Origin of the sequence: Hydrogenophaga pseudoflava, assembly GCF_004353865.1 — a bacterium.
GTDB classification, from domain to species: Bacteria; Pseudomonadota; Gammaproteobacteria; order Burkholderiales; family Burkholderiaceae_C; genus Hydrogenophaga; species Hydrogenophaga pseudoflava.
Map to the genome: position 1 here is coordinate 4802696 of NZ_CP037867.1, position 18736 is coordinate 4821431.

Genomic DNA, 18736 nt, shown 5'->3' on the forward strand with positions numbered 1-18736 from the left:
CCACCCACGCCGTCCCGATCCGCCATGCACCACCCCCTCACGTCCCTCTGCGCGGCGCTGTCCGCCGCCTGTCTGCTGACCCTGCCGGCCCAGGCGCAGTCCACCGAAGAAGCCACGCTCGCGCCCGTCACCGTCAAGGCCCAGCGAACACCCGACGCCACCTCGGAGGGTTCGGGTTCCTACACGACGGAAGCCACGTCGACCGCCACCGGCCTGCCACTCTCGATCCGCGACACGCCGCAGTCGGTGAGCGTGGTGACCAGCGAGCGCATGCAGGACCAGGCGATGGACACGGTCGAGGACGCGCTGCGCGCCACCCCCGGCGTCTCGCTCAAGAGCATGGACCGCGGGCGCAACGGCCTGTCGGCGCGCGGCTTCCTCATCACCAACTACCAGTTCGATGGCGTGCCCATGTTCACCGGCAACATCGGCGCGGAGACCATCAGCACCGCGCCCTTCGACCGGATCGAGGTGGTGCGCGGCGCCACCGGACTGCTCAACGGCGCGGGCGACCCGTCCGCGGCCATCAACCTGGTGCGCAAGCACGCCACCAGCAAGACCTTCACGGCCACGGTGGAAACGGAGCTCGGCAGCTGGAACCACCGCGCCGGCACCCTGGACCTGAGCACGCCGCTGAACAGCGACGCGTCGGTGCGCGGGCGCGTGGTGCTGAGCGCCGACGCCCAGGACGCCTTCATCGACCTGGAGAACACCCGGGGCAGCGTGTTCTACGGCGTGGTGGACGCCGATCTGGCCCCCGGCACGCGCGTGAGCGTGGGCGCGAGCCACGAGACCCGCCAGCGCAACGGCGTCTACTGGGGGGGACTGACCTACTGGTACGCCGACGGTGGGCGCACCCAATGGGACCGCTCCAAGACCACCGCCACGCGCTGGAACCAGTGGGACACCGAAGAGACCACGGCCTTCGCCAGCCTGGAACACCGGCTGGCCAACCGCTGGCGCGTGCGCGCCGACCTCGCCCACCGCAAGCAGGTGGAAGACTCCAAATTGCTGTGGGTGATGGGCACGCCCGACCGGTCCACCGGCCTGGGCATGTCCGCCTATCCCTACCACTACCACGCCGAGCCCACGCAGAACCACGCCAGTGTCTCGGCCAGCGGCCCCTTCCGCCTGGGCGGGCGGGAACACGAACTCAGTGTCGGCGTGATGCACAGCCAGCTCAAGGACGGCTGGGACAACCGCGACGCCCTCTCGGGCCTGCCCGAGGTGGGCAACTTCAACGAATGGGACGGCAGCTACCCCGAACCGGCCATGTCGCCGTTCTACCTGGCCAGCCGGGACACCACCACCCAGACCGGTGCCTATGCGGCGTCGCGCCTGCAGATCACCGACGCGCTGAAGTTCATCGTGGGAGGGCGCGTGAGCCAATGGAAACGCCAGGGTGAGGTCGGCGCATGGACCGCGGAGGCCTACACCCTGCGGCACAGCAGTGTCTTCACGCCCTACGCCGGCGTGGTCTTCGACCTGAACGACCACCTGTCGGTCTACGCCAGCCACACCACCATCTTCAAGCCCCAGACCGAGAAGGACCGCCACGGCCAGTACCTCGACCCGCTGGAAGGCGACAGCTCGGAAATCGGGATCAAGGGCGAGTTCTTCAACGGCAGGCTCAACGCCTCGGCCGCCGTGTTCCGCACCGACCAGGACAACCTCGCCACGCCCGATGCGGGCTACTTCGTACCGGGCACCGCGACCGTGGCCTCGCGCGCTGCGCAGGGGGTCGAGTCGCAGGGTGTCGAACTGGAGGTGTCGGGCGAAGTGGCCCCCGGCTGGCAACTGGGCGCCGGCTGGACCCAGTTCAGCGCCCGCGACGCACAGGGCGCCCATGTGGTGACCGAGCACCCGCGCCAGCAACTCAAGCTGTTCACCCGGCACACCCTCGGCGGTGCCCTGCAGAAGCTGAGCCTGGGCGGTGGTCTGGTGTGGGAAAGCAGGCCTCCGGTCACGGCGACCCACCCGGTCACCGGTCTGGAAGAGCGGGTCGGCCAGCCCGCCCACGCCCTCGTGGATGTCATGGCGGCCTATGCCCTGACCCCGCGCACCTCCGTGCAACTGAACATCAGCAACCTGCTGGACAAGGTCTTCTACGACAGCTCCTGGAGCGGCTACACGCAGGGAGAACCGCGCAAGTTCACCCTCGCGCTCAAGCATCGCTTCTGAGTGGCTCCGCCTCCTCCCATCCTCTGCACACCCCCACCATGGCACATCCCCACAACTCGCTTCGCTGGCCGGCGATCACCGCCCGTGTGACCGCCGGCATCTTCGGCGCCTACGCCTTCACCTGGGGCTTTGCGGCCGCCGGCGTGGCCGCGCTGACGGGCCTGGGCGTGGCGTACCACGACGCCGAGATGGGCGTGCTCATGCTCGCCTTCCTGGTGTTCCTGGGCCTGTTCCTCTGGAGCTTCGCCGCCGCCAGCATCGCCCGCGTCTGGGCCGTGCTGGCCGGGGGCGCGGCCCTGCTGTTCACCGCCGCCTGGGCGATCCAGCGCGCGATCCTGTCCTGAAAGGAAACCCCCATGTTCCAGAACTTCCGGCAGTCCATGGCCTGGCTGCACACCTGGTTCGGCCTGGTGATCGGCTTCGTGCTGATCGTGGTGTTCTTCTTCGGCTCGCTTTCGGTGTTCGACCGGGAGATCGACCGCTGGGCGATTCCGCAGACGCGCTTCGACCCGCAGCCCATGCCCTCGTTCGACCGGGTGCTGCTGCCGGCGTTCAGGAAGATAGAACCCGACGCCGCCGACTACGCGGCCAACATGGCCACGCTGCACGACCCGGCGAAAGGCCCGATGACGCCGCGCACCGAACTGCCGGCCGACGAGTACTGGGCCTACACCACCCACCGCGACCCGGTGCTGCGCATGGGCATCGGCTTCAAGGTGCCGCTGGCCAAAGACCCGGACGGCCACAACCACATCCACGGCGAAACCACCATCGACCCGCGCAGCGGCGCCGTGGTGCGCGCCGACCAGCTCAAGATCGGCAGCGACTGGTTCTACCCCATGCACTACAGCCTGAACTGGCAATGGAAGAACCTGGGCATCTTCCTCGTCGGCCTGGCCGCGCTGGTGATGCTGGCCGCCCTGGTCAGCGGCGTGGTGATCCACCGCAAGGTCTTCCGCGAGTTCTTCACATTCCGGCCGAAGAAGCACACCCAGCGCAGCGCGCTGGACCTGCACAACATGACCGGCGTGGTCGCGCTGCCCTTCCACTTCTTCTTCGCCTTCACCGGCCTGGTGATCTTTGCGGCCTTCTACTTCCTGCCGGTCTCGCAGTTCCAGCTCAAGGGCCTGCACGACCAGCACGAGGTGATGGAGGCGCAGGAGACCGGCCTGCCCCACGAGGCCGCCGGTGTGCCCGCGCCCCTGGCCTCGGTGGACACGATGGTGGCCGAGGCCAAGCGCCGCTGGGCCGCGCGCGACATGGCGGGCGAGGTGGGCTTCCTGGTGGTGCACCACGTGGGCGACGCCAACAGCTACGTCAGCGTCTACCGCGCTGGCAGCGACCGTGTGGCCCTGGTGGGCGAGGGCATCCACTTCAAGGGCAGCACCGGTGAACTGCTGCGCGAGGACCCGCCGCGCAGCCCGGTCTCGGAAGTCAACGAGTTCCTCACCGGCCTGCACCTGCAGCATTTCGAACACTGGTTCCTGCGCTGGCTCTACGTGCTGGGCGGCCTGCTGGGCTGCGTCTGCATCGCCACCGGCTTCGTCTTCTTCGTCGAGAAGCGCAAGCAGAAGCACGCGAAGGCGGGCGGGCAGGGCAGCCGCGTGGTCGACGCGCTGGCCGTGACCACGGTCACCGGCATGGTGATCGCCGCCATCGGCATGCTGGTGGCCAACCGCCTGCTGCCGCCCGACCTGGCGGGCAAGGGCGACTGGGAAAAGACCGTCTTCTTCGGCGTCTGGGCGCTGGCCCTGGTGCACGCCCTGGTGCGCAGCGCCCCGGTGGCGCGGGCCCGCATGAACCCGGCCTGGCGCGAGCAGTGCTGGGCCATCGCTGCGCTGGCCGTGGCGGCGGTGGCGCTCAACGCCCTCACCACCGGCGACCACCTGGTCAAGACCGTGTTCACCGAGACCTACTGGGCCGTGGCCGGCGTGGACCTGAGCCTGCTGGCCAGCGCGGCCATCGCCGGCTGGGCGGCGCGCCTGCTGACCCGGCGCGAACAGGCTGCGCCTCGCGCGACAGCCGCCCCGGCGGGCAGCGATGCGGTGGCGGAGGTGGCCCATGTCTGAAGCCTTGTGGCTGCTGCTGGCCGGGGTGCTGAGTTTCAACGGCATGGCCTGGCTCGCGCTGGCGATGGAGGTGCACTGGGGCCAGGTGATGCACCGGCACGCCGACGAGGCGCTGCGCCCGCGCCGGCGGCTGCGGGCCCTGGGCGCAGCCGCCTTGCTGCTCTCGCTCCTGGCCTGCCTGTCGGCCGACCGGCCGTCGATGGCGGTGCTGGTGTGGACCATGCTGCTGGCCGGCAGCGCGCTGGGCGTGGGTCAGTTGCTGGCCTGGCGGACGCACTGGCTGCGCCCCTGGGCCTCTGCCGAGCCTTTCAGATCCTTGCGCCGCGAACAATCCTCACCAGGCCCAGTCGACATCCGGTGAATGGCGTCAACGAATCTTAAGTTTTTCAAACTAGAATCATTCTCATTTATTTTCTCAGGAGCAACCACCGATGAAACTGCACACCGTCGCCGCCGCCGTGCTGGCCCTGGCTTCCCTGACCGCCGCCTCGCTGCCGGCCCACGCCCAGACCGCCGCACCCGCGGCCGCGGCGGCCGCAGCCGTCGACCACAAGGCCGTGGCCACCCACTACGCCGCCCTGGTGCACGCCAACTACGCCGACACCCTGGCCGCCGCCAAGGACCTGCAGGCCGCCATCGCCGAGTTCACCAAGGCGCCCTCGGCCGACGGTCTGACCAAGGCCCGCAAGGCCTGGCTTCATGCCCGCGAGTTCTACGGCCAGACGGAAGCCTTCCGCTTCTACGGCGGCCCGATCGACGACGACAAGGGCCCCGAGGGTCAGATCAACGCCTGGCCGCTGGACGAGGCCTATGTGGACTACGTGACCGGCAAGCCCGGCGCCGGCATGGTCAACAACGCCAAGTTCAAGATCACCAAGGCGGCACTGGCCAAGGCCAACGAACGCGGCGGCGAGGAGAACATCAGCGCCGGCTGGCACGCCATCGAGTTCCTGCTGTGGGGCCAGGACCAGAGCGAGACCGGCCCGGGCAACCGGTCGTTCGAGGACTATGTGGTGGGCAAGGGCCAGAACGCGGAGCGCCGCGCGCAGTACCTGACCGTGGCCACCGAGTTGCTGGTCGACGACCTGTCGGCCATGGTCAAGGCCTGGGAACCCAACGCCAAGAACTACCGCGCGAAGTTTGAGAAGGGCGGCAAGGAGTCGGTGCGCAAGATCATCGTCGGCCTGGGCTCGCTCTCGCGCGGAGAACTCTCGGGCGAGCGCATGGAAGTGGCGCTGAACTCGCAGGACCAGGAAGACGAGCACTCCTGCTTCTCCGACAACACGCACCGCGACGTGGTGAGCAACGCCAAGGGCATCCAGAACGTGTGGACCGGCGAGTACACGCGCCGCGACGGCAGCATGCTCAAGGGCCCGGGCGTGCGCGACCTGGTGGCCGCGAAGAACCCGGCCCTGGCCGAGAAGACCACGGCCCAGATCGCCGACTCGGTGAAGGGCGCCGAAGCGATCCCCGCACCGTTCGACCGCGCCATCGTCAAGGGCTCGGCCGGCCGCCCGGCCATCGAGAAAACCATCGCCAGCCTGGTGTCGCAGTCCAAGCTGCTGGTCGAGTCGGCCTCCGCCGTCGGCATCGCCAAGCTGACCCTCGTGGAGCCCTGATCCTTCATGAACTTCCTACCCAAAGCCACGCGCTTCGCGCCAGCCATGGGGGCCGCTGCCATCGGTGCGGCGGCGTGGGTCCTGGTCGGACCCGCCGCCGCCGACGCCGACCCGGACCCGCTGGGCGAGTTCACCGGCGGCGCCACCACCGTGCACACCACGGGCAGAAACTCCTTTTCTTTCCCGCTGGCCAACCTGGACGATGCCGAGCGCACGCGCTTTGTCATCGGCAATTCCTTCTTCAAGCGCAACTGGGTCGAGGCCCCCGCCTCCACCACGGCGCGCGACGGTCTGGGCCCGCACTTCATCGCGCGCTCCTGCGCCGGCTGCCACGTGATGGACGGCCGCGGCGCGCCGCCCGACTGGAAAAAGACGCTCGGCCCCGAGCCCGACCCGACGGTGGCGCTGCTGTTCCGTCTCTCGGTGCCGGGCACGCCCGCGCCGCACGACGGCGTCGTGCCCGAACCGACCTACGGTGACCAGTTCAACAACGCCGCCATCCAGGGCGTGAAGGCCGAGGGCACGGTGCGCATCCGCAGCACCCCGGTGCATGGCCGCTTCGCCGATGGCACCCGCTACACCTTGCACCAGCCGGTCTACAGCTTCACCGACCTGGGCTACGGCGCCATGGCCAGGGACGTCATGGTCAGCCCGCGCATCGCGCCGCACATGGCCGGCCTGGGCCTGCTCGAAGCGATTCCCGAGAGCGAGATCCTGGCCAACGCGCGCGAGCAGGCCGCCGCGCCCGGCCCGGTCAAGGGCCAGCCCAACCGCGTCTGGGACGCCTTCGCGCAGAAGGAGGTCATCGGCCGCTTCGGCTGGAAGGCCAACACCGGCAGCCTGGCACACCAGAGCGCGGGCGCGTTCCTGGGCGACATGGGCATCACCAGCAGCGTCAACTGGCGCGAGGCCTGCACGCCCGCGCAGAAAGACTGTCTGGCCGCACCGCACGGCGGCGGCAAGCGCACCGGCCACGACGGGCTGATGCCCTCGTCGCAGGCCAGCGCGCAGGTGCCCGAGATCGACGACCAGACCCTGGGCGATGTGGTGTTCTACGCCGCCACCCTGGCCCCGGCCGCGCGCCGCAAGCCCGACGACCCGCAGGTGCTGCGCGGCCAGGCGCTGTTCGCGCAGGCCCAGTGCGCCACCTGCCACCGGCCCAGCTACACCACCGGCGAGCCGCTGTTCCCGCGCCTGACCAGCCCCAAGGTGGCCGGCCAGCGCATCTGGCCCTACACCGACCTGCTGCTGCACGACATGGGCGAGGGCCTGGCCGACGGCCGGCCCGACTTCCAGGCCAACGGCCGGCAGTGGAAGACGCCGCCGCTGTGGGGTGTGGGCCTGTTCAAGGACGTGAACGGCCACCAGCGCCTGCTGCACGACGGCCGCGCCAACGGCGTGCTCGAAGCCGTGCTGTGGCACGGCGGCGAAGCGCAGGCGTCGAAAGACCAGGTGCTGAAGTTCAGCAAGCGGGACCGCGACGCGCTGGTCGCGTTCGTCAACTCCTTGTGAGGGGCCGCACATGATCAACCGCCGACACACCCTGGCCGGCCTGCTGGCCGCCGCGGCGCTGCCCGTCACGGGTCTGCACGCGCAGACCGGTGGCGCGCTCGCCTTCCCCTACTACAGCGGCGAGGACGCGCTGCAGGGCCTGTACGCCCAGCACCTGCCGCCGCTGGCGCGCGACTTCGAGACCCAGGCCAAGGCCCTGACCGCCGCCGCGCGCCAGCACTGCGCCGGGCCCGCCGCCCCCGCGGCGCTGAAGGACGCCTGGCGCCGCGCCCTGCTGTCGTGGCAGACCCTGTCCAGCCCCGCGCTGGGCCCGGTGATCGAGCGCCGTTCGCAGCGGCAGATCGACTTCTGGCCCACGCGGCCGGCCCTGCTGGCCAAGGCGCTGGCGCGCGCGCCGCAGACACTGGCGGACATGGAGTCCGTCGGCACACCGGCCAAGGGCTTTCCGGCCATGGAGCAGCTGCTGGCCGCCCCACCCTCGCCCGCCCACTGCCCCTACCTGGTGCTGGTGGCCGAAGGCATCGAGGCCGAGGCGGTGGCACTGCGCACGGGGTTCGACGCACTCGCCGCGCGCGACTGGACCAGCGACGAGGACGCCGCCCGCAGCGCCTTCGCCGAGTGGATCAACCAGTGGCTCGGCGGTCTGGAGCGGCTGCGCTGGGCCCACATCGAGCAGCCGGTGCAGAAGGCCCGCACGGCCGGCAAGGGCCATGCTCCCGAGTTCGCCCGTCTGGCCCCTGCCGACAACGCCGCTGAATGGCGCGCGCAGTGGCAGGCGCTGCGCACGCAGGCGCGCCTGAGCGCCGCGCAACGCGCCCAGCCGCCGCAGCCGGGCCAGGGCCTGGTGCCCATCGAGGCCCTGCTGATGGGCAAGGGCCAGATCGCGCTGGCGCAGCGCTGGGGCCAGGCGCTGGACCGCGCCGATGCGGCCATCGCCGCACTACCCGCGAAGGCGGGCGAGAAGGAGCTGATGGCGCTGTCGAAAACGCTCAAGGGCGTGACCACGCTGTTTCAGACGGAAGTGGCGGCGACGCTGGACGTGCCGCTGGGGTTCTCCGATGCGGATGGTGATTAAGGGCCTCCCCCCTGCGCCGCCTTCGGCGTCTTCCCCCCTGAGGGGGGACGCCACTGGCGGCCCGGCAAAGCCGGTTCCGCGGTGGCTGCTGGATGAAGGCATTTCGCGCCGGCGGCTGTTGCTCATGGTCGCAGGCGTGGCTGCTTCTGTACCGACCTGGGCCGGTGCAGCGAAGAACACCACCTTGCTCGCCGCCTGGCAGAGCGGCACCGAACAGCACATCGGCCTGCTGTCGGTGGGTGATTCGTCGTGGTCGGTGCAGCGTTCGCTCGTGGTGCCGACGCGGGCGCATGGGCTGTGGGCCGAGGCCGTGGGCTCGGTGCTGGCGGTCGCGCGGCGGCCGGGCGACTGGCTGCTGCGCTGGCACCAGGCCAGCGGCCGCACGCAGTGGCACTGGATCGGCGAGGACCGACGCTTCAACGGCCATGTGATCGCGCGCACCGGCAGCGCCACGCTCTGGACCACCGAGACCGACCTCGACACCGCGCAAGGCCGCATCGGCGTGCGCGACGCGGCGTCGCTGGAGAAGGCCGGCGAGTGGGCCACGCACGGCATGGACCCGCACCAGCTGCTGGCGCTGCCGCAGGCGGTGGGCGACCTGCCCGCCGGCACGCTGATGGTCGCCAACGGCGGCATTCCCACACTGCCCGAAACCGGGCGCAGCAAGCGCGAACTCGGCCGCATGGATGCGTCCCTGGTGGCGCTGCACCCGGACAGCGGAGAGCTGCTGGGTCAGTGGCGCCTGGCCGACCCGTTCCTGAGCCTGCGCCACCTGGCCTTCGACCCGGTCTCGGTCACCCTGGGCATCGCGCTGCAGGCCGAACACCCGCAGTCCAGCGACAAGGCGGCTGCACCGGTGCTGGCGGTGTGGGACGGCCGCACCCTGCGCGCGGCGGAAGGCCAGCCGCCGGTGGCCGGCTACGGCGGCGACATCTGCGCCTGGCCGGGCGGCGGCTTCGCCGTCAGCTGCCCGCGCGTGAACCAGCTGGCGCTGTACGACGCGCGCGGGGTCTGGCGGCAAGCGCTGGCGCACCGCGAGGCCTGCGCGCTGGCCAGCCGCGACGGCCGCTGGTGGCTGGGTGGCGCCTCCGGCGTGCTAGGCGCGCAGGGCGAGGCCCGCACGGCCGCGGCACCGCTGCAGCTCGACAACCACTGGGTCCCGGTGGGCTGAAGACCGCGCCGGACCACGCCGCCTAAGGGCGGTTGCGGTGGGCCGCAAACGGTTGAACCGGGCGCCGCCGGGGTGTGGGAACATCCCGGTTCGTCGTTCACAACAACCGTTTTCAGGGAAGCCACCATGACACAGAAGATCGATCCCGCCAAGCTCAAGGCCGCCGCCGAGCGCCTTGAATGGGTGTGCCAGCAGTATCCGAATGAGGAGAGCGTTCAACATGTGTTGAAGGTCATGCAACCCATGATCGACGACGCCAAGGCCGGCCGCATTCTGGAGCCGATACCGGACAGGTTCGAGCTGCCGTTCCGCTGGGCAATGTCGTCTGAAGGTCTGTTTCGCGAATTTGCGGATCCAGACCTGGAGAGCGCCTACGTGGACTTCGGCATCGAACTGGAAGGCGGTTTGTCAGAGCAGGAAAAGCGGATCCTGGCGAAATTTGAAGCCCGAGTGGCTGCCAAATCCAAAGGCATGGGGAATGCTTCATGAGCGACCCCGACCTGACGCCAGAAGCCCTAAAGCAGCGATACCCACAAGACGTTGTCGCCAAATCGGAAACCTTTGTGACTCGTGGGGTGAGCAAAGAAGCCGCCTTGGGCTTTCTTGAAACGCCTGGAGGCGAGCGTTATCTCGACCTCTTGCATGAGGCCTCACCCAACACGCCGCTGCCTGATCTCCAAGAGCGAGCCATCAAACAGATCACCTCCGGTCGCGAACTCCCCCGCATGGAGATGCTCGACGAGCCCCTGGTCAAGATCGTCCCCAAAGGCCAGCAACCTTCACCCTACTCTCCGTTCTGGGCCAAGGAAGCCGACCTCGACGCAGCCATCCAGCAACGCAAGAACCTCTCGCGACACTTCGCCCTCCCCGTCGCCAGCGAATCGCCCCAATACGACGTCTACAAGATCACTCCCAAAGCGCCCACCGAAGTCTTCGTCAACACCGTGGCGCCGACCAGCGAGCTGGACGGCCAAGTCACCAAACCAGGTGGCGCAAGGCAGTTTCTGACGCCCAACCGCCAGCTCTACGAACCCGCGGAATTGGTCAAGACCATCGACAACCGGCTGCCCCTCTCCACCGCCATCCAGCACGGCATCCGTCCCGCCAGCAAAGCCGCGGGCGTGCTGGGCACGGCCTACGGCGCCGTCGACGCCAAGCACCAGGTCGACGCGGCCATCGACACCGCGCGCTCCAACCGCGAGCAGTGGGTGCGCGGCGGCGAGGAGACCGCCAACCAGGCCGCCCGGACCGCCATCACCGGCGGCGCGGCCACCGTGGGTGCCATTCCCGGCGCCGCCGCAGGCGCGCTCACCAGCCCGGTCACGGGGCCGGTCGGACCGATCGCGGGCGGTCTGGCCACCGGTGGCGCCGCAGCCTATGGCGCCGAGAAGCTCTACGAGGACTCGCGCCTGCAGCAGTGGACCAAAACCCTGGGGCGCGAGGTGGGGCAGCTGGGTTATGACTACGTGTCGAAGGAAGGCCGCCTGCTGCGCCAGATCAATGGGCACAGGGAAGATCTTTCGCACACCACCGACCCGGCCGAGCGCGCACGCCTGCAGACCCGGCTGGACGCGGCCAGCACCGCCTTCGGCCAGGAAGCCGAACGCAACGTGCGCTACTTCGAGGGCCGGGCCGGCATCGACCAGGGCTGGGAAGCGATGCACGCGCGCTTCCCCAAGGTGGACAAGGACGATGTGAACGACGCCCTGGCCCGCCACATCGACGCCGGCAAGAAGCCCCTTGATGCGGTGCGCGGGGCCTACAGCGACGCGGTGCACGAGCAGTACCCACGCGCCCTGCCCCACGAACCGCTGGAGAACTACCGTGCGCTGAGCCCTCAGCAGCTGGCGCAGAAGCACCAGCAGTTCGCTGGCGTGGTGGCGCAGGGCCGCCGCACGGTGGAGGCACTGCAAGCGAACAAGGACTCGCACAACAACGTCGACCAGGGCTGGCCCAAGGCGCTGGCGCAGCAGCGCCAGGCCGGGCGCGTACAGCAGGGGGCCAACGAGTTGTGGCGGGACATCGGTCACCTGGGCGCGATCCGCGAGGCCTACAAGGAGCGCGGCCTGACGCCGCCGGAGCTGCCCGCCGAGTTGAAGCCCCGCAACCCTCAGGCCGCGCCGACGCGCTCGAGTCAGACCTCGCTCACGCCCGAACAGCAGCGCCACCACGCGCTGGCCCGCGAGCAGCTGGCACCCGGGCTGCGCGCCCGGGGGCTGGACGACGAGCGCATCGACCGCGTCAGCGCAGCAGCGGTGAGCCACGCGCAGGCGCATGCGCACCGCGGCGAGGTGCGCGCCTTCCACCTGAGCAAGGACGGCGAGCGGATCGCGATGGTGCAGGAAGGCGCACCGGTCAGCGAGTTCAGCGTGCGCGAGGCGCAGGCCCGGCCCGCAGAGCAGCACCTGGCGCAGGCGCAGCAGACGGCCCATGCGCAGACGCAGGACACCGCCCGCACCGCCGCAGCCCCTGCTGCACCGACCCACGCCGCGCCCGAGCGCGCGATGGCCTGAGCGGTTGAGCGTGGGGGCCAGGAATTCAGCGCCGGGCCGCCCCAAGCTGAATTCGCACCCCCTCGGGGGGGCAGCGACCCGCGCAGCGGCGGAGCGTGGGGGCTACCCCTCCTCCCCGGTCAGCCGCGCCGGGTCGAGCAGCCGCTCCAGCTCTTCGCGCGGCAGGTTGGTGTGCTCGACCGCGACATCGACGATGGGCCGACCCTCGCGGTAGGCCTGCTTGGCGATCTCGGCGGCCTTTGCGTAGCCGATCAGCGGGTTGAGCGCCGTCACGAGGATCGGGTTGCGCGCCAGCGCCTGCTGCAGCCGCGCCTCGTTGACCCTGAAGCTGGCGATGGCCTTGTCGGCCAGCAGGGGCATCACGTTCGCCAGCAGGCCGATGCTCTCCAGGAGGTTGCGCGCGATCACCGGCAGCATCACGTTGAGCTCGAAGTTGCCCGACTGCCCGGCAACGGTGAGGGTGGTGTCGTTGCCGATCACCTGCGCCGCCACCATCGCGGTGGCCTCGGGGATCACCGGGTTGACCTTGCCGGGCATGATGGACGAGCCCGGCTGCAGGCTTTCCAGCTCGATCTCGCCCAGGCCCGCGAGCGGGCCGGAGTTCATCCAGCGCAGGTCGTTGGCGATCTTCATCAGCGCCACCGCCAGCGTCTTGAGCGCGCCCGATGTGGCCACCGCCGTGTCCTGCGCGCCCATCAGCGCAAAGCGGTTGGCGGCGGGCGCGAACGGCAGGCCGGTGGCGCGCGCCAGTGCGGCGGCGCACAGCGGCGCGAAGCGCGGGTCGGCGTTCACCCCGGTGCCCACCGCGGTGCCGCCCAGCGCGAGCTGCTGCAGCGCGGTGGCCGCAGCGCGCAGGGGCAGCGCCGCCGCCTCCAGCTGCGCCGCCCAGCCGGCCAGCGCCTGGCCCATGCGCACCGGCGTCGCGTCCATGAGGTGGGTGCGCCCGGTCTTGACGTAGCCATGGGTCTGCGCGGCCTTGGTCTGCGTGACCGCCACCAGGTGGTCGAGCGCCGGCAGCAGGCGCTGGTGCAGGGCCAGCGCCGCAGCCACGTGGAGGGCGCTGGGCACCATGTCGTTGCTGCTCTGGCTGGCGTTGACCTGGTCGTTGGGGTGCACCGGTGTGCCCAGCGCTCGGCTGGCCAGCGTGGCGATCACCTCGTTGGCGTTCATGTGGCTGCTGGTGCCCGAGCCGGTCTGGAAGACATCGACAGGAAAGTGCAGCATCAGCGCCGCATCGTCCAGCGCCAGCAGCGCGGCGCAGGCCTGCGCGATGGCCCCGGCCTCGGCGGCGGGAATGGCCTGCAGCTCGCCGTTGGCCTGCGCGGCGGCGGCCTTGAGCTGCAGCAGCGCGCGCACGAAGAGCGGGGGCATCGGCTGGCCGCTGACTGGAAAATTGAGCACGGCGCGCTGGGTCTGCGCACCGTAGAGCGCCTGGGCCGGCACAGACACCGCGCCCATGGAATCGTGTTCGGTGCGCCAGTCGCCGCTTTCCGCCGCGGGACCGGACGTGTGGGGAGGGATCATGGGACGCTCCCATCGGATGGCCGCAGGGCCGGGGCGCCATGGTGCGCCCGTCCGCCGGGCACCACCCCGGTGCCCCCCGATGCGACCACTGCGGGCAGGGTCACTCCGGGTCCGACGGGCCAGCCCCGCGGGTGGCGGTGGACAGGGTCTCGTCCTCCAGCCGATCACAGGCCTGCCCGGTGCGCCGGCACTGTCCGTCGGGCTCCAGCCAGGGGTGGGCGTGGCCGGCACAGCCGGTCTGGCAGATCACGGCCTGGGCCTCGAGCAGCCCGGGAGCGATGCGCGGAGCAAGACCACGCGGGCCGGTCGCGGCCCGCGGGACCAGCGCTGCCGACCGGAGGTCCCAGGCCACGGCCGTGCGCATCCGCACGAGTTCGCCGCGCAACCGGATGTTCTCTCCGTCCAGCGCCGCCTGCCGCCGGGCGCTGGCCTGCAACTGATCGCCAACACGCTGCTGCAGCTGTGCCAGCCGCCGCGACAGGACGCCGTGTTCGGCCACCAGCTCGCGCACCACCAGGGCCCTCGCTTCGTGTCTGGCCATGGCGGGGCGGCCACTCACTGCAGCACCTCCGGTGCGCTGTGCCACAGCGGCGTGGGGGCCGGTACGCACCTCGGGGCACCTCCCTGTTCGACCTCCAGCTGCCAGCGCGTTCTCAGGTTGGCCAGCATGCAGCGCATGTGGGGCGAGACCTGAGGGTGCTCGGACAGGAAAAACAGGTTGGACACCAGCTTGCGCGCCAGCAGCGACCGGTGCAGGTCGCCCGCGGCGGCCTGCGCATAGCCGGTCATGAGGGCCAGCGTGCCGGCCATGAGTGCCTCCACCGAGGGCAGCACATATTCCTCGTCGCAGCAGGCGTTGATCGGGGTGTCGGGATGATTCACGGGAGGGCCTCCATGCCGGTGGGTTCCATCGCTGGCTGGCAGGAAACAGGCGTCGCAACGGAGCCTGGCTGGCTGGCGGTCAACAGATGACTCAGTATATGAGAATCATTCTCATTATTCAACTGCCGAAGTGCGGCTGCCTGTCCGGCGTTTGGTGTCGGCGCGGCGCGACGCCACAATGCGGGTCGAGCGCTGCCAATTTTCAAGAAAGGAGCTCACCATGAAAGGCGACCCGCAAGCCATTGCCCACCTGCAGGCCCAACTCAAGAACGAGCTGACCGCCATCAACCAGTACTTCGTGCACTACCGCATGCTCAAGCACTGGGGCCTGGACAAGCTGGCCAAGAAGGAATATTCAGAGTCGATTGGCGAGATGAAACACGCCGACTGGCTGATGGACCGCATCTTCATGCTCGACGGCCTGCCCAACCTGCAGGACCTGGGCAAGCTCAACATCGGCGAAAACGTGCCCGAGATGCTGGGCAGCGATCTGGCGCTGGAGCGCGGTGCGCAGGCCACCATCAAGGACGGCGTCGCCTATTGCGAGTCGGTGCGCGACTTCGTCTCGCGCGACCTGCTGATGAAGATCCTGGACGACACCGAGGAACACATCGACTTCCTCGAAACCCAGCTCGAACTCATCGACAAGGTGGGCATCCAGAACTATCTGCAGAGCCAGATGGGCGACGAGGGCTGACCGGAGATCCCCCGGACACCGGGGGTCAATTCCCTGGGCACACAGGGGACTTTGCGGTTTGAATGCGAGCAATTATCATTTGCTTGTTCTTCCTCTGACCCCTTGCCACCATGATCGTCTGTGTCTGCCGCCGTGTGAATGACAAAGCCATCGCCCAGGCCGCGCGCTGCGGCGCGAGCTTCGACGACATCCAGATCGACATGGGTGTGGCCACCCAGTGCGGGCAGTGCGAGTCCAGCGCCCGCGCCGTGTGGATGCAGTGCCGCCCCTCCCAGCCCACCGCACACCTGCAACTGCAGACCGAGGCACCGGCGCCGGCCTGATTCCGGACCCCTTGCAGCAAAAAGCCGCCCCCGGGGCGGCTTTTTGCTGTGGAAAACCGTGCTTGCGCGCGCCGGATTCCGGCCCAGAATGTCACAGGCACCCGAACCATCCGTTCGCAAAAAAACGATGGTCATGCCGAATCCCAAGATTTAGAATGCGCAATAGCGTTTCGCATTGCAGAATCACCTCGCCGGAGACAGTCCAATGAGCACCGAACAAGCACAGAACAAGCGCGCAGAGCTGCGCCGCGCCGCCCTCGAATACCACGAGAAACCCGTCCCCGGCAAAGTGGCCATTGCCGCCACCAAGCAGTTGGTCAACCAGCGCGACCTGGCGCTGGCCTACTCGCCCGGCGTGGCTGCGCCCTGCGAAGAAATCGTGGCCGACCCGGTCAACGCCTTCAAGTACACCAGCCGCGGCAATCTGGTGGCGGTCATCACCAACGGCACCGCCGTGCTGGGTCTGGGCGACATCGGCCCGCTGGCGGCCAAGCCGGTGATGGAAGGCAAGGGCGTGCTGTTCAAGAAGTTCTCGGGCATCGACGTCTTCGACATCGAGATCAACGAGAAGGACCCGGACAAGCTGGTCGAGATCATCGCGGCACTCGAACCCACCTTCGGCGGCATCAACCTCGAAGACATCAAGGCGCCGGACTGCTTCTACATTGAGCGCAAGCTGCGCGAGCGCATGAAGATCCCGGTCTTCCACGACGACCAGCACGGCACCGCCATCGTGGTCGGCGCTGCCCTGCTCAACGGCCTGAAGGTCGTGGGCAAGGACGTCAAGAAAGTCAAGCTGGTGACCTCGGGCGCCGGGGCCGCCGCGCTGGCCTGCATCCAGCTGCTGGTCAAGCTGGGCCTGCCGCGCGAAAACATCTGGGTCACCGACCTGGCCGGCGTGGTCTACGAAGGCCGCACCGAACTCATGGACCCTGACAAGGCCGTGTTCGCTCAGAAGACCGAGCAGCGCACGCTCAGCGAGGCGATCGAAGGCGCCGATGTCTTCCTCGGCCTGTCAGCCGGTGGCGTGCTCAAGAAGGAGATGGTCGCCAAGATGGCCGCCAACCCGCTGATCTTCGCGCTCGCCAACCCGAACCCCGAGATCGCGCCCGAAGACGTCAAGGCGGTGCGCGACGACGCCATCATGGCCACCGGCCGCACCGACTACCCGAACCAGGTCAACAACGTCCTGTGTTTTCCGTACATCTTCCGCGGTGCGCTGGACGCCGGCGCCTCGACCATCACCGACGAGATGGAGATCGCCGCGGTGCACGCGATTGCCGAGCTGGCCCAGGCCGAGCAGAGCGAGGTGGTGGCCGCCGCGTATGCGGGCGAGAAACTGGCCTTCGGCCCCGAGTACCTGATCCCCAAGCCCTTCGACCCGCGCCTGATGATGAAGATCGCGCCGGCCGTGGCGCAGGCTGCGGCTGACAGCGGCGTGGCGCTGCGACCGGTCACCGACATGGACGCCTACAAGCAGCGCCTGCAGAGCTTCGTGTTCGCCTCCGGCACCATCATGAAGCCGCTGTATGCGGCCGCCAAGACGGCACTGAAGAAGCGCGTCGCCTACGCCGAGGGCGAAGAGGAGCGGGTGCTGCGCGCCTGCCAGATCGTGGTCGACGAGAACCTGGCCCGCCCGACCCTGCTGGGCCGGCCGACCATCATTGCCGCGCGCATCGAGAAGTTCGGCCTGCGCCTGAAGGAGGGTCTGGACTACGACGTGGTCAACGTCGAGCAGGACGCACGCTACCGCGAGCTTTGGACCACCTACCACCAGCTCATGGAACGCCGCGGCGTGACCGAGCAGCTGGCCAAGATCGAGATGCGCCGGCGCCTGACCCTGATCAGCTCCATGCTGCTGCGTCGCGGTGACGTGGACGGCATGATCTGCGGCACCTGGGGCAACACCCAGCTGCACCTGGACTACATCGACCAGGTGATCGGCAAGCGCGAAGGCTCCAACTGCTACGCCGCCATGAACGCGCTGATGCTGCCCGGCCGCCAGGTGTTCCTGGTGGACACGCACATCAACTACGACCCCACGGCCCAACAGCTGGCCGAGATCACCCAGATGGCGGCCCGCAAGATGATGCGCTTCGGCATCACGCCCAAGGCGGCGCTGCTCTCGCACAGCAACTTCGGCTCCAGCAACCAGCCCAGCGCGGTCAAGATGCGCGAGACCCTGGCCATCCTGCAATCGAATGCACCATGGCTGGAGGTGGACGGCGAGATGCACGGCGACGTGGCGCTGGACGCCGATGCACGGGTTTCGATCATGCCGCGCTCGACCCTGCAGGGCGACGCCAACCTGCTGGTCTGCCCCAACATCGACGCGGCCAACATCGCCTACAACCTGCTCAAGACCGCGGCTGGCGGCAACATCGCCATCGGCCCGATGCTGCTGGGGGTGGGAAAACCTGTGCATATTCTCACCGCGAGCGCCACCGTCCGCCGCATCGTCAACATGACCGCCCTCACGGTGGCCGAAGCCAACGTGCAGCGCCAAGGTTGATGCATATAGCAAGCACTAACTAATTTTCACAATTGCCCCTGCTCAACCTGCTTAATTAAGCAGCAACAACTTGCTTTTTTGCAGCGCATCAGGCACACTTGCGCGCTTGTATTTCAGGGTTAACCCACCCCGACAAGGGGGCTCAATTCGCGCAGAGCGAACGCCCCCGGGGCAGGTGGATGGCTTCAGGAACACAGGGACTTTGATGGGTCTGCAACCGATCCGGGCAACAAGGAGCCGTGTCGGGCTGGTCGTGGGACTGGCCCTTGCAGCGGTTCTGGCGACGTCGCTGAGCACCATGCTGGTGCAAGCCCGGACCCCTTCTTCCGTACTTCCCGGCTCAGCGGTGGCTTCGGTGGCCTTCACCGGCCTGCCGCCACAGGGACAGGATGTCATGGAGCAGATCCGCCAGGGTGGTCCGTTCCGGTATGAGAAGGACGGCACCGTGTTCGGCAACCGAGAGCACCTGCTGCCCAGCCAGAAACGGGGTTATTACCGGGAATACACAGTGCCCACGCCGGGGTTGAGACACCGCGGGGCCAGGCGGATCGTGTGCGGAGGCCAGCAGCCACGTTCGCCAGATGCCTGTTATTACACCGAGGACCACTACAGCAGCTTCCGGCTGATCGTGCAGTGACCCGCGGTGATGTGAGTGGAT

Annotated in this window: 17 protein-coding genes; 14 read left to right on the forward strand and 3 right to left on the reverse strand. The window is 68.9% G+C overall.

Annotation, left to right across the window (positions count from 1 at the left end; all coding sequences use genetic code 11):
- Positions 1 to 24 precede the first annotated feature (24 nt).
- From HPF_RS23055 to HPF_RS23100, 10 genes are all read left to right on the forward strand, one after another.
- Positions 25 to 2181 (forward strand): TonB-dependent siderophore receptor, encoded by a 2157-nt coding sequence (locus HPF_RS23055; RefSeq protein ID WP_133157952.1) that lies wholly within the window; start codon positions 25 to 27, stop codon positions 2179 to 2181.
- Between the two features lie 38 nt (positions 2182 to 2219).
- Positions 2220 to 2525 (forward strand): iron uptake protein, encoded by a 306-nt coding sequence (locus HPF_RS23060; RefSeq protein WP_079364801.1) that lies wholly within the window; start codon positions 2220 to 2222, stop codon positions 2523 to 2525.
- 12 nt (positions 2526 to 2537) lie between these two features.
- On the forward strand, positions 2538 to 4250 hold the full coding sequence (locus HPF_RS23065) for a PepSY-associated TM helix domain-containing protein (RefSeq protein WP_133157953.1): 1713 nt from the start codon (positions 2538 to 2540) through the stop codon (positions 4248 to 4250).
- Positions 4243 to 4611 carry a DUF3325 family protein gene (locus HPF_RS23070; RefSeq protein WP_133157954.1) on the forward strand — a complete coding sequence of 123 codons (369 nt, stop codon included), beginning with the start codon at positions 4243 to 4245 and terminating at the stop codon, positions 4609 to 4611. The genes HPF_RS23065 and HPF_RS23070 overlap by 8 nt, the downstream gene beginning before the upstream one ends.
- Positions 4612 to 4681: 70 nt before the next feature.
- Positions 4682 to 5869: an imelysin family protein gene (locus HPF_RS23075; RefSeq protein WP_133157955.1), complete on the forward strand. Its 1188-nt coding sequence runs from the start codon at positions 4682 to 4684 to the stop codon at positions 5867 to 5869.
- 6 nt (positions 5870 to 5875) lie between these two features.
- Positions 5876 to 7381: a di-heme oxidoreductase family protein gene (locus HPF_RS23080; RefSeq protein ID WP_133157956.1), complete on the forward strand. Its 1506-nt coding sequence runs from the start codon at positions 5876 to 5878 to the stop codon at positions 7379 to 7381.
- 10 nt (positions 7382 to 7391) lie between these two features.
- Positions 7392 to 8456 (forward strand): imelysin family protein, encoded by a 1065-nt coding sequence (locus HPF_RS23085; protein ID WP_133157957.1) that lies wholly within the window; start codon positions 7392 to 7394, stop codon positions 8454 to 8456.
- A 136-nt stretch (positions 8457 to 8592) separates the two neighbouring features.
- Complete coding sequence (locus tag HPF_RS23090) at positions 8593 to 9627, forward strand: DUF1513 domain-containing protein (RefSeq protein ID WP_243721653.1); 1035 nt, start codon at positions 8593 to 8595, stop codon at positions 9625 to 9627.
- 126 nt (positions 9628 to 9753) lie between these two features.
- The gene (locus tag HPF_RS23095) at positions 9754 to 10116 is read left to right on the forward strand and encodes a hypothetical protein (RefSeq protein ID WP_066159467.1); all 363 of its coding nucleotides are present in this window, start codon (positions 9754 to 9756) and stop codon (positions 10114 to 10116) included.
- A gap of 86 nt (positions 10117 to 10202) precedes the next feature.
- Entirely contained in the window at positions 10203 to 12140 is a 1938-nt protein-coding gene (locus tag HPF_RS23100) for a hypothetical protein (protein WP_133157958.1), read from the forward strand.
- Positions 12141 to 12242: 102 nt separating this feature from the next.
- Here the strand turns inward: HPF_RS23100 and HPF_RS23105 are convergent, their stop codons facing one another.
- The 3 genes from HPF_RS23105 to HPF_RS23115 form a co-directional block, all read right to left on the reverse strand.
- A complete protein-coding gene (locus HPF_RS23105; protein ID WP_079364793.1) occupies positions 12243 to 13664 on the reverse strand; it encodes a class II fumarate hydratase in 1422 nt (473 codons plus the stop codon).
- Between the two features lie 100 nt (positions 13665 to 13764).
- Positions 13765 to 14205 (reverse strand): hypothetical protein, encoded by a 441-nt coding sequence (locus HPF_RS23110; protein WP_079364792.1) that lies wholly within the window; start codon positions 14203 to 14205, stop codon positions 13765 to 13767.
- A gap of 14 nt (positions 14206 to 14219) precedes the next feature.
- Complete coding sequence (locus tag HPF_RS23115; RefSeq protein ID WP_066159479.1) at positions 14220 to 14546, reverse strand: hypothetical protein; 327 nt, start codon at positions 14544 to 14546, stop codon at positions 14220 to 14222.
- Between the two features lie 220 nt (positions 14547 to 14766).
- On the opposite strand from HPF_RS23115, the gene bfr reads away from it, so the two are divergent.
- From bfr to HPF_RS23135, 4 genes are all read left to right on the forward strand, one after another.
- Complete coding sequence (gene bfr, locus HPF_RS23120) at positions 14767 to 15243, forward strand: bacterioferritin (protein ID WP_066159482.1); 477 nt, start codon at positions 14767 to 14769, stop codon at positions 15241 to 15243.
- A gap of 110 nt (positions 15244 to 15353) precedes the next feature.
- Positions 15354 to 15566, forward strand: a complete 213-nt coding sequence (locus HPF_RS23125) for a (2Fe-2S)-binding protein (protein WP_066159489.1) — start codon at positions 15354 to 15356, stop codon at positions 15564 to 15566.
- A 205-nt stretch (positions 15567 to 15771) separates the two neighbouring features.
- Positions 15772 to 18078, forward strand: coding sequence for an NADP-dependent malic enzyme (locus tag HPF_RS23130; RefSeq protein ID WP_079364791.1), 2307 nt, complete (start codon positions 15772 to 15774; stop codon positions 18076 to 18078).
- A 205-nt stretch (positions 18079 to 18283) separates the two neighbouring features.
- Positions 18284 to 18715: a guanyl-specific ribonuclease gene (locus HPF_RS23135; RefSeq protein ID WP_079364790.1), complete on the forward strand. Its 432-nt coding sequence runs from the start codon at positions 18284 to 18286 to the stop codon at positions 18713 to 18715.
- The last annotated feature ends 21 nt before the right edge of the window (positions 18716 to 18736 follow it).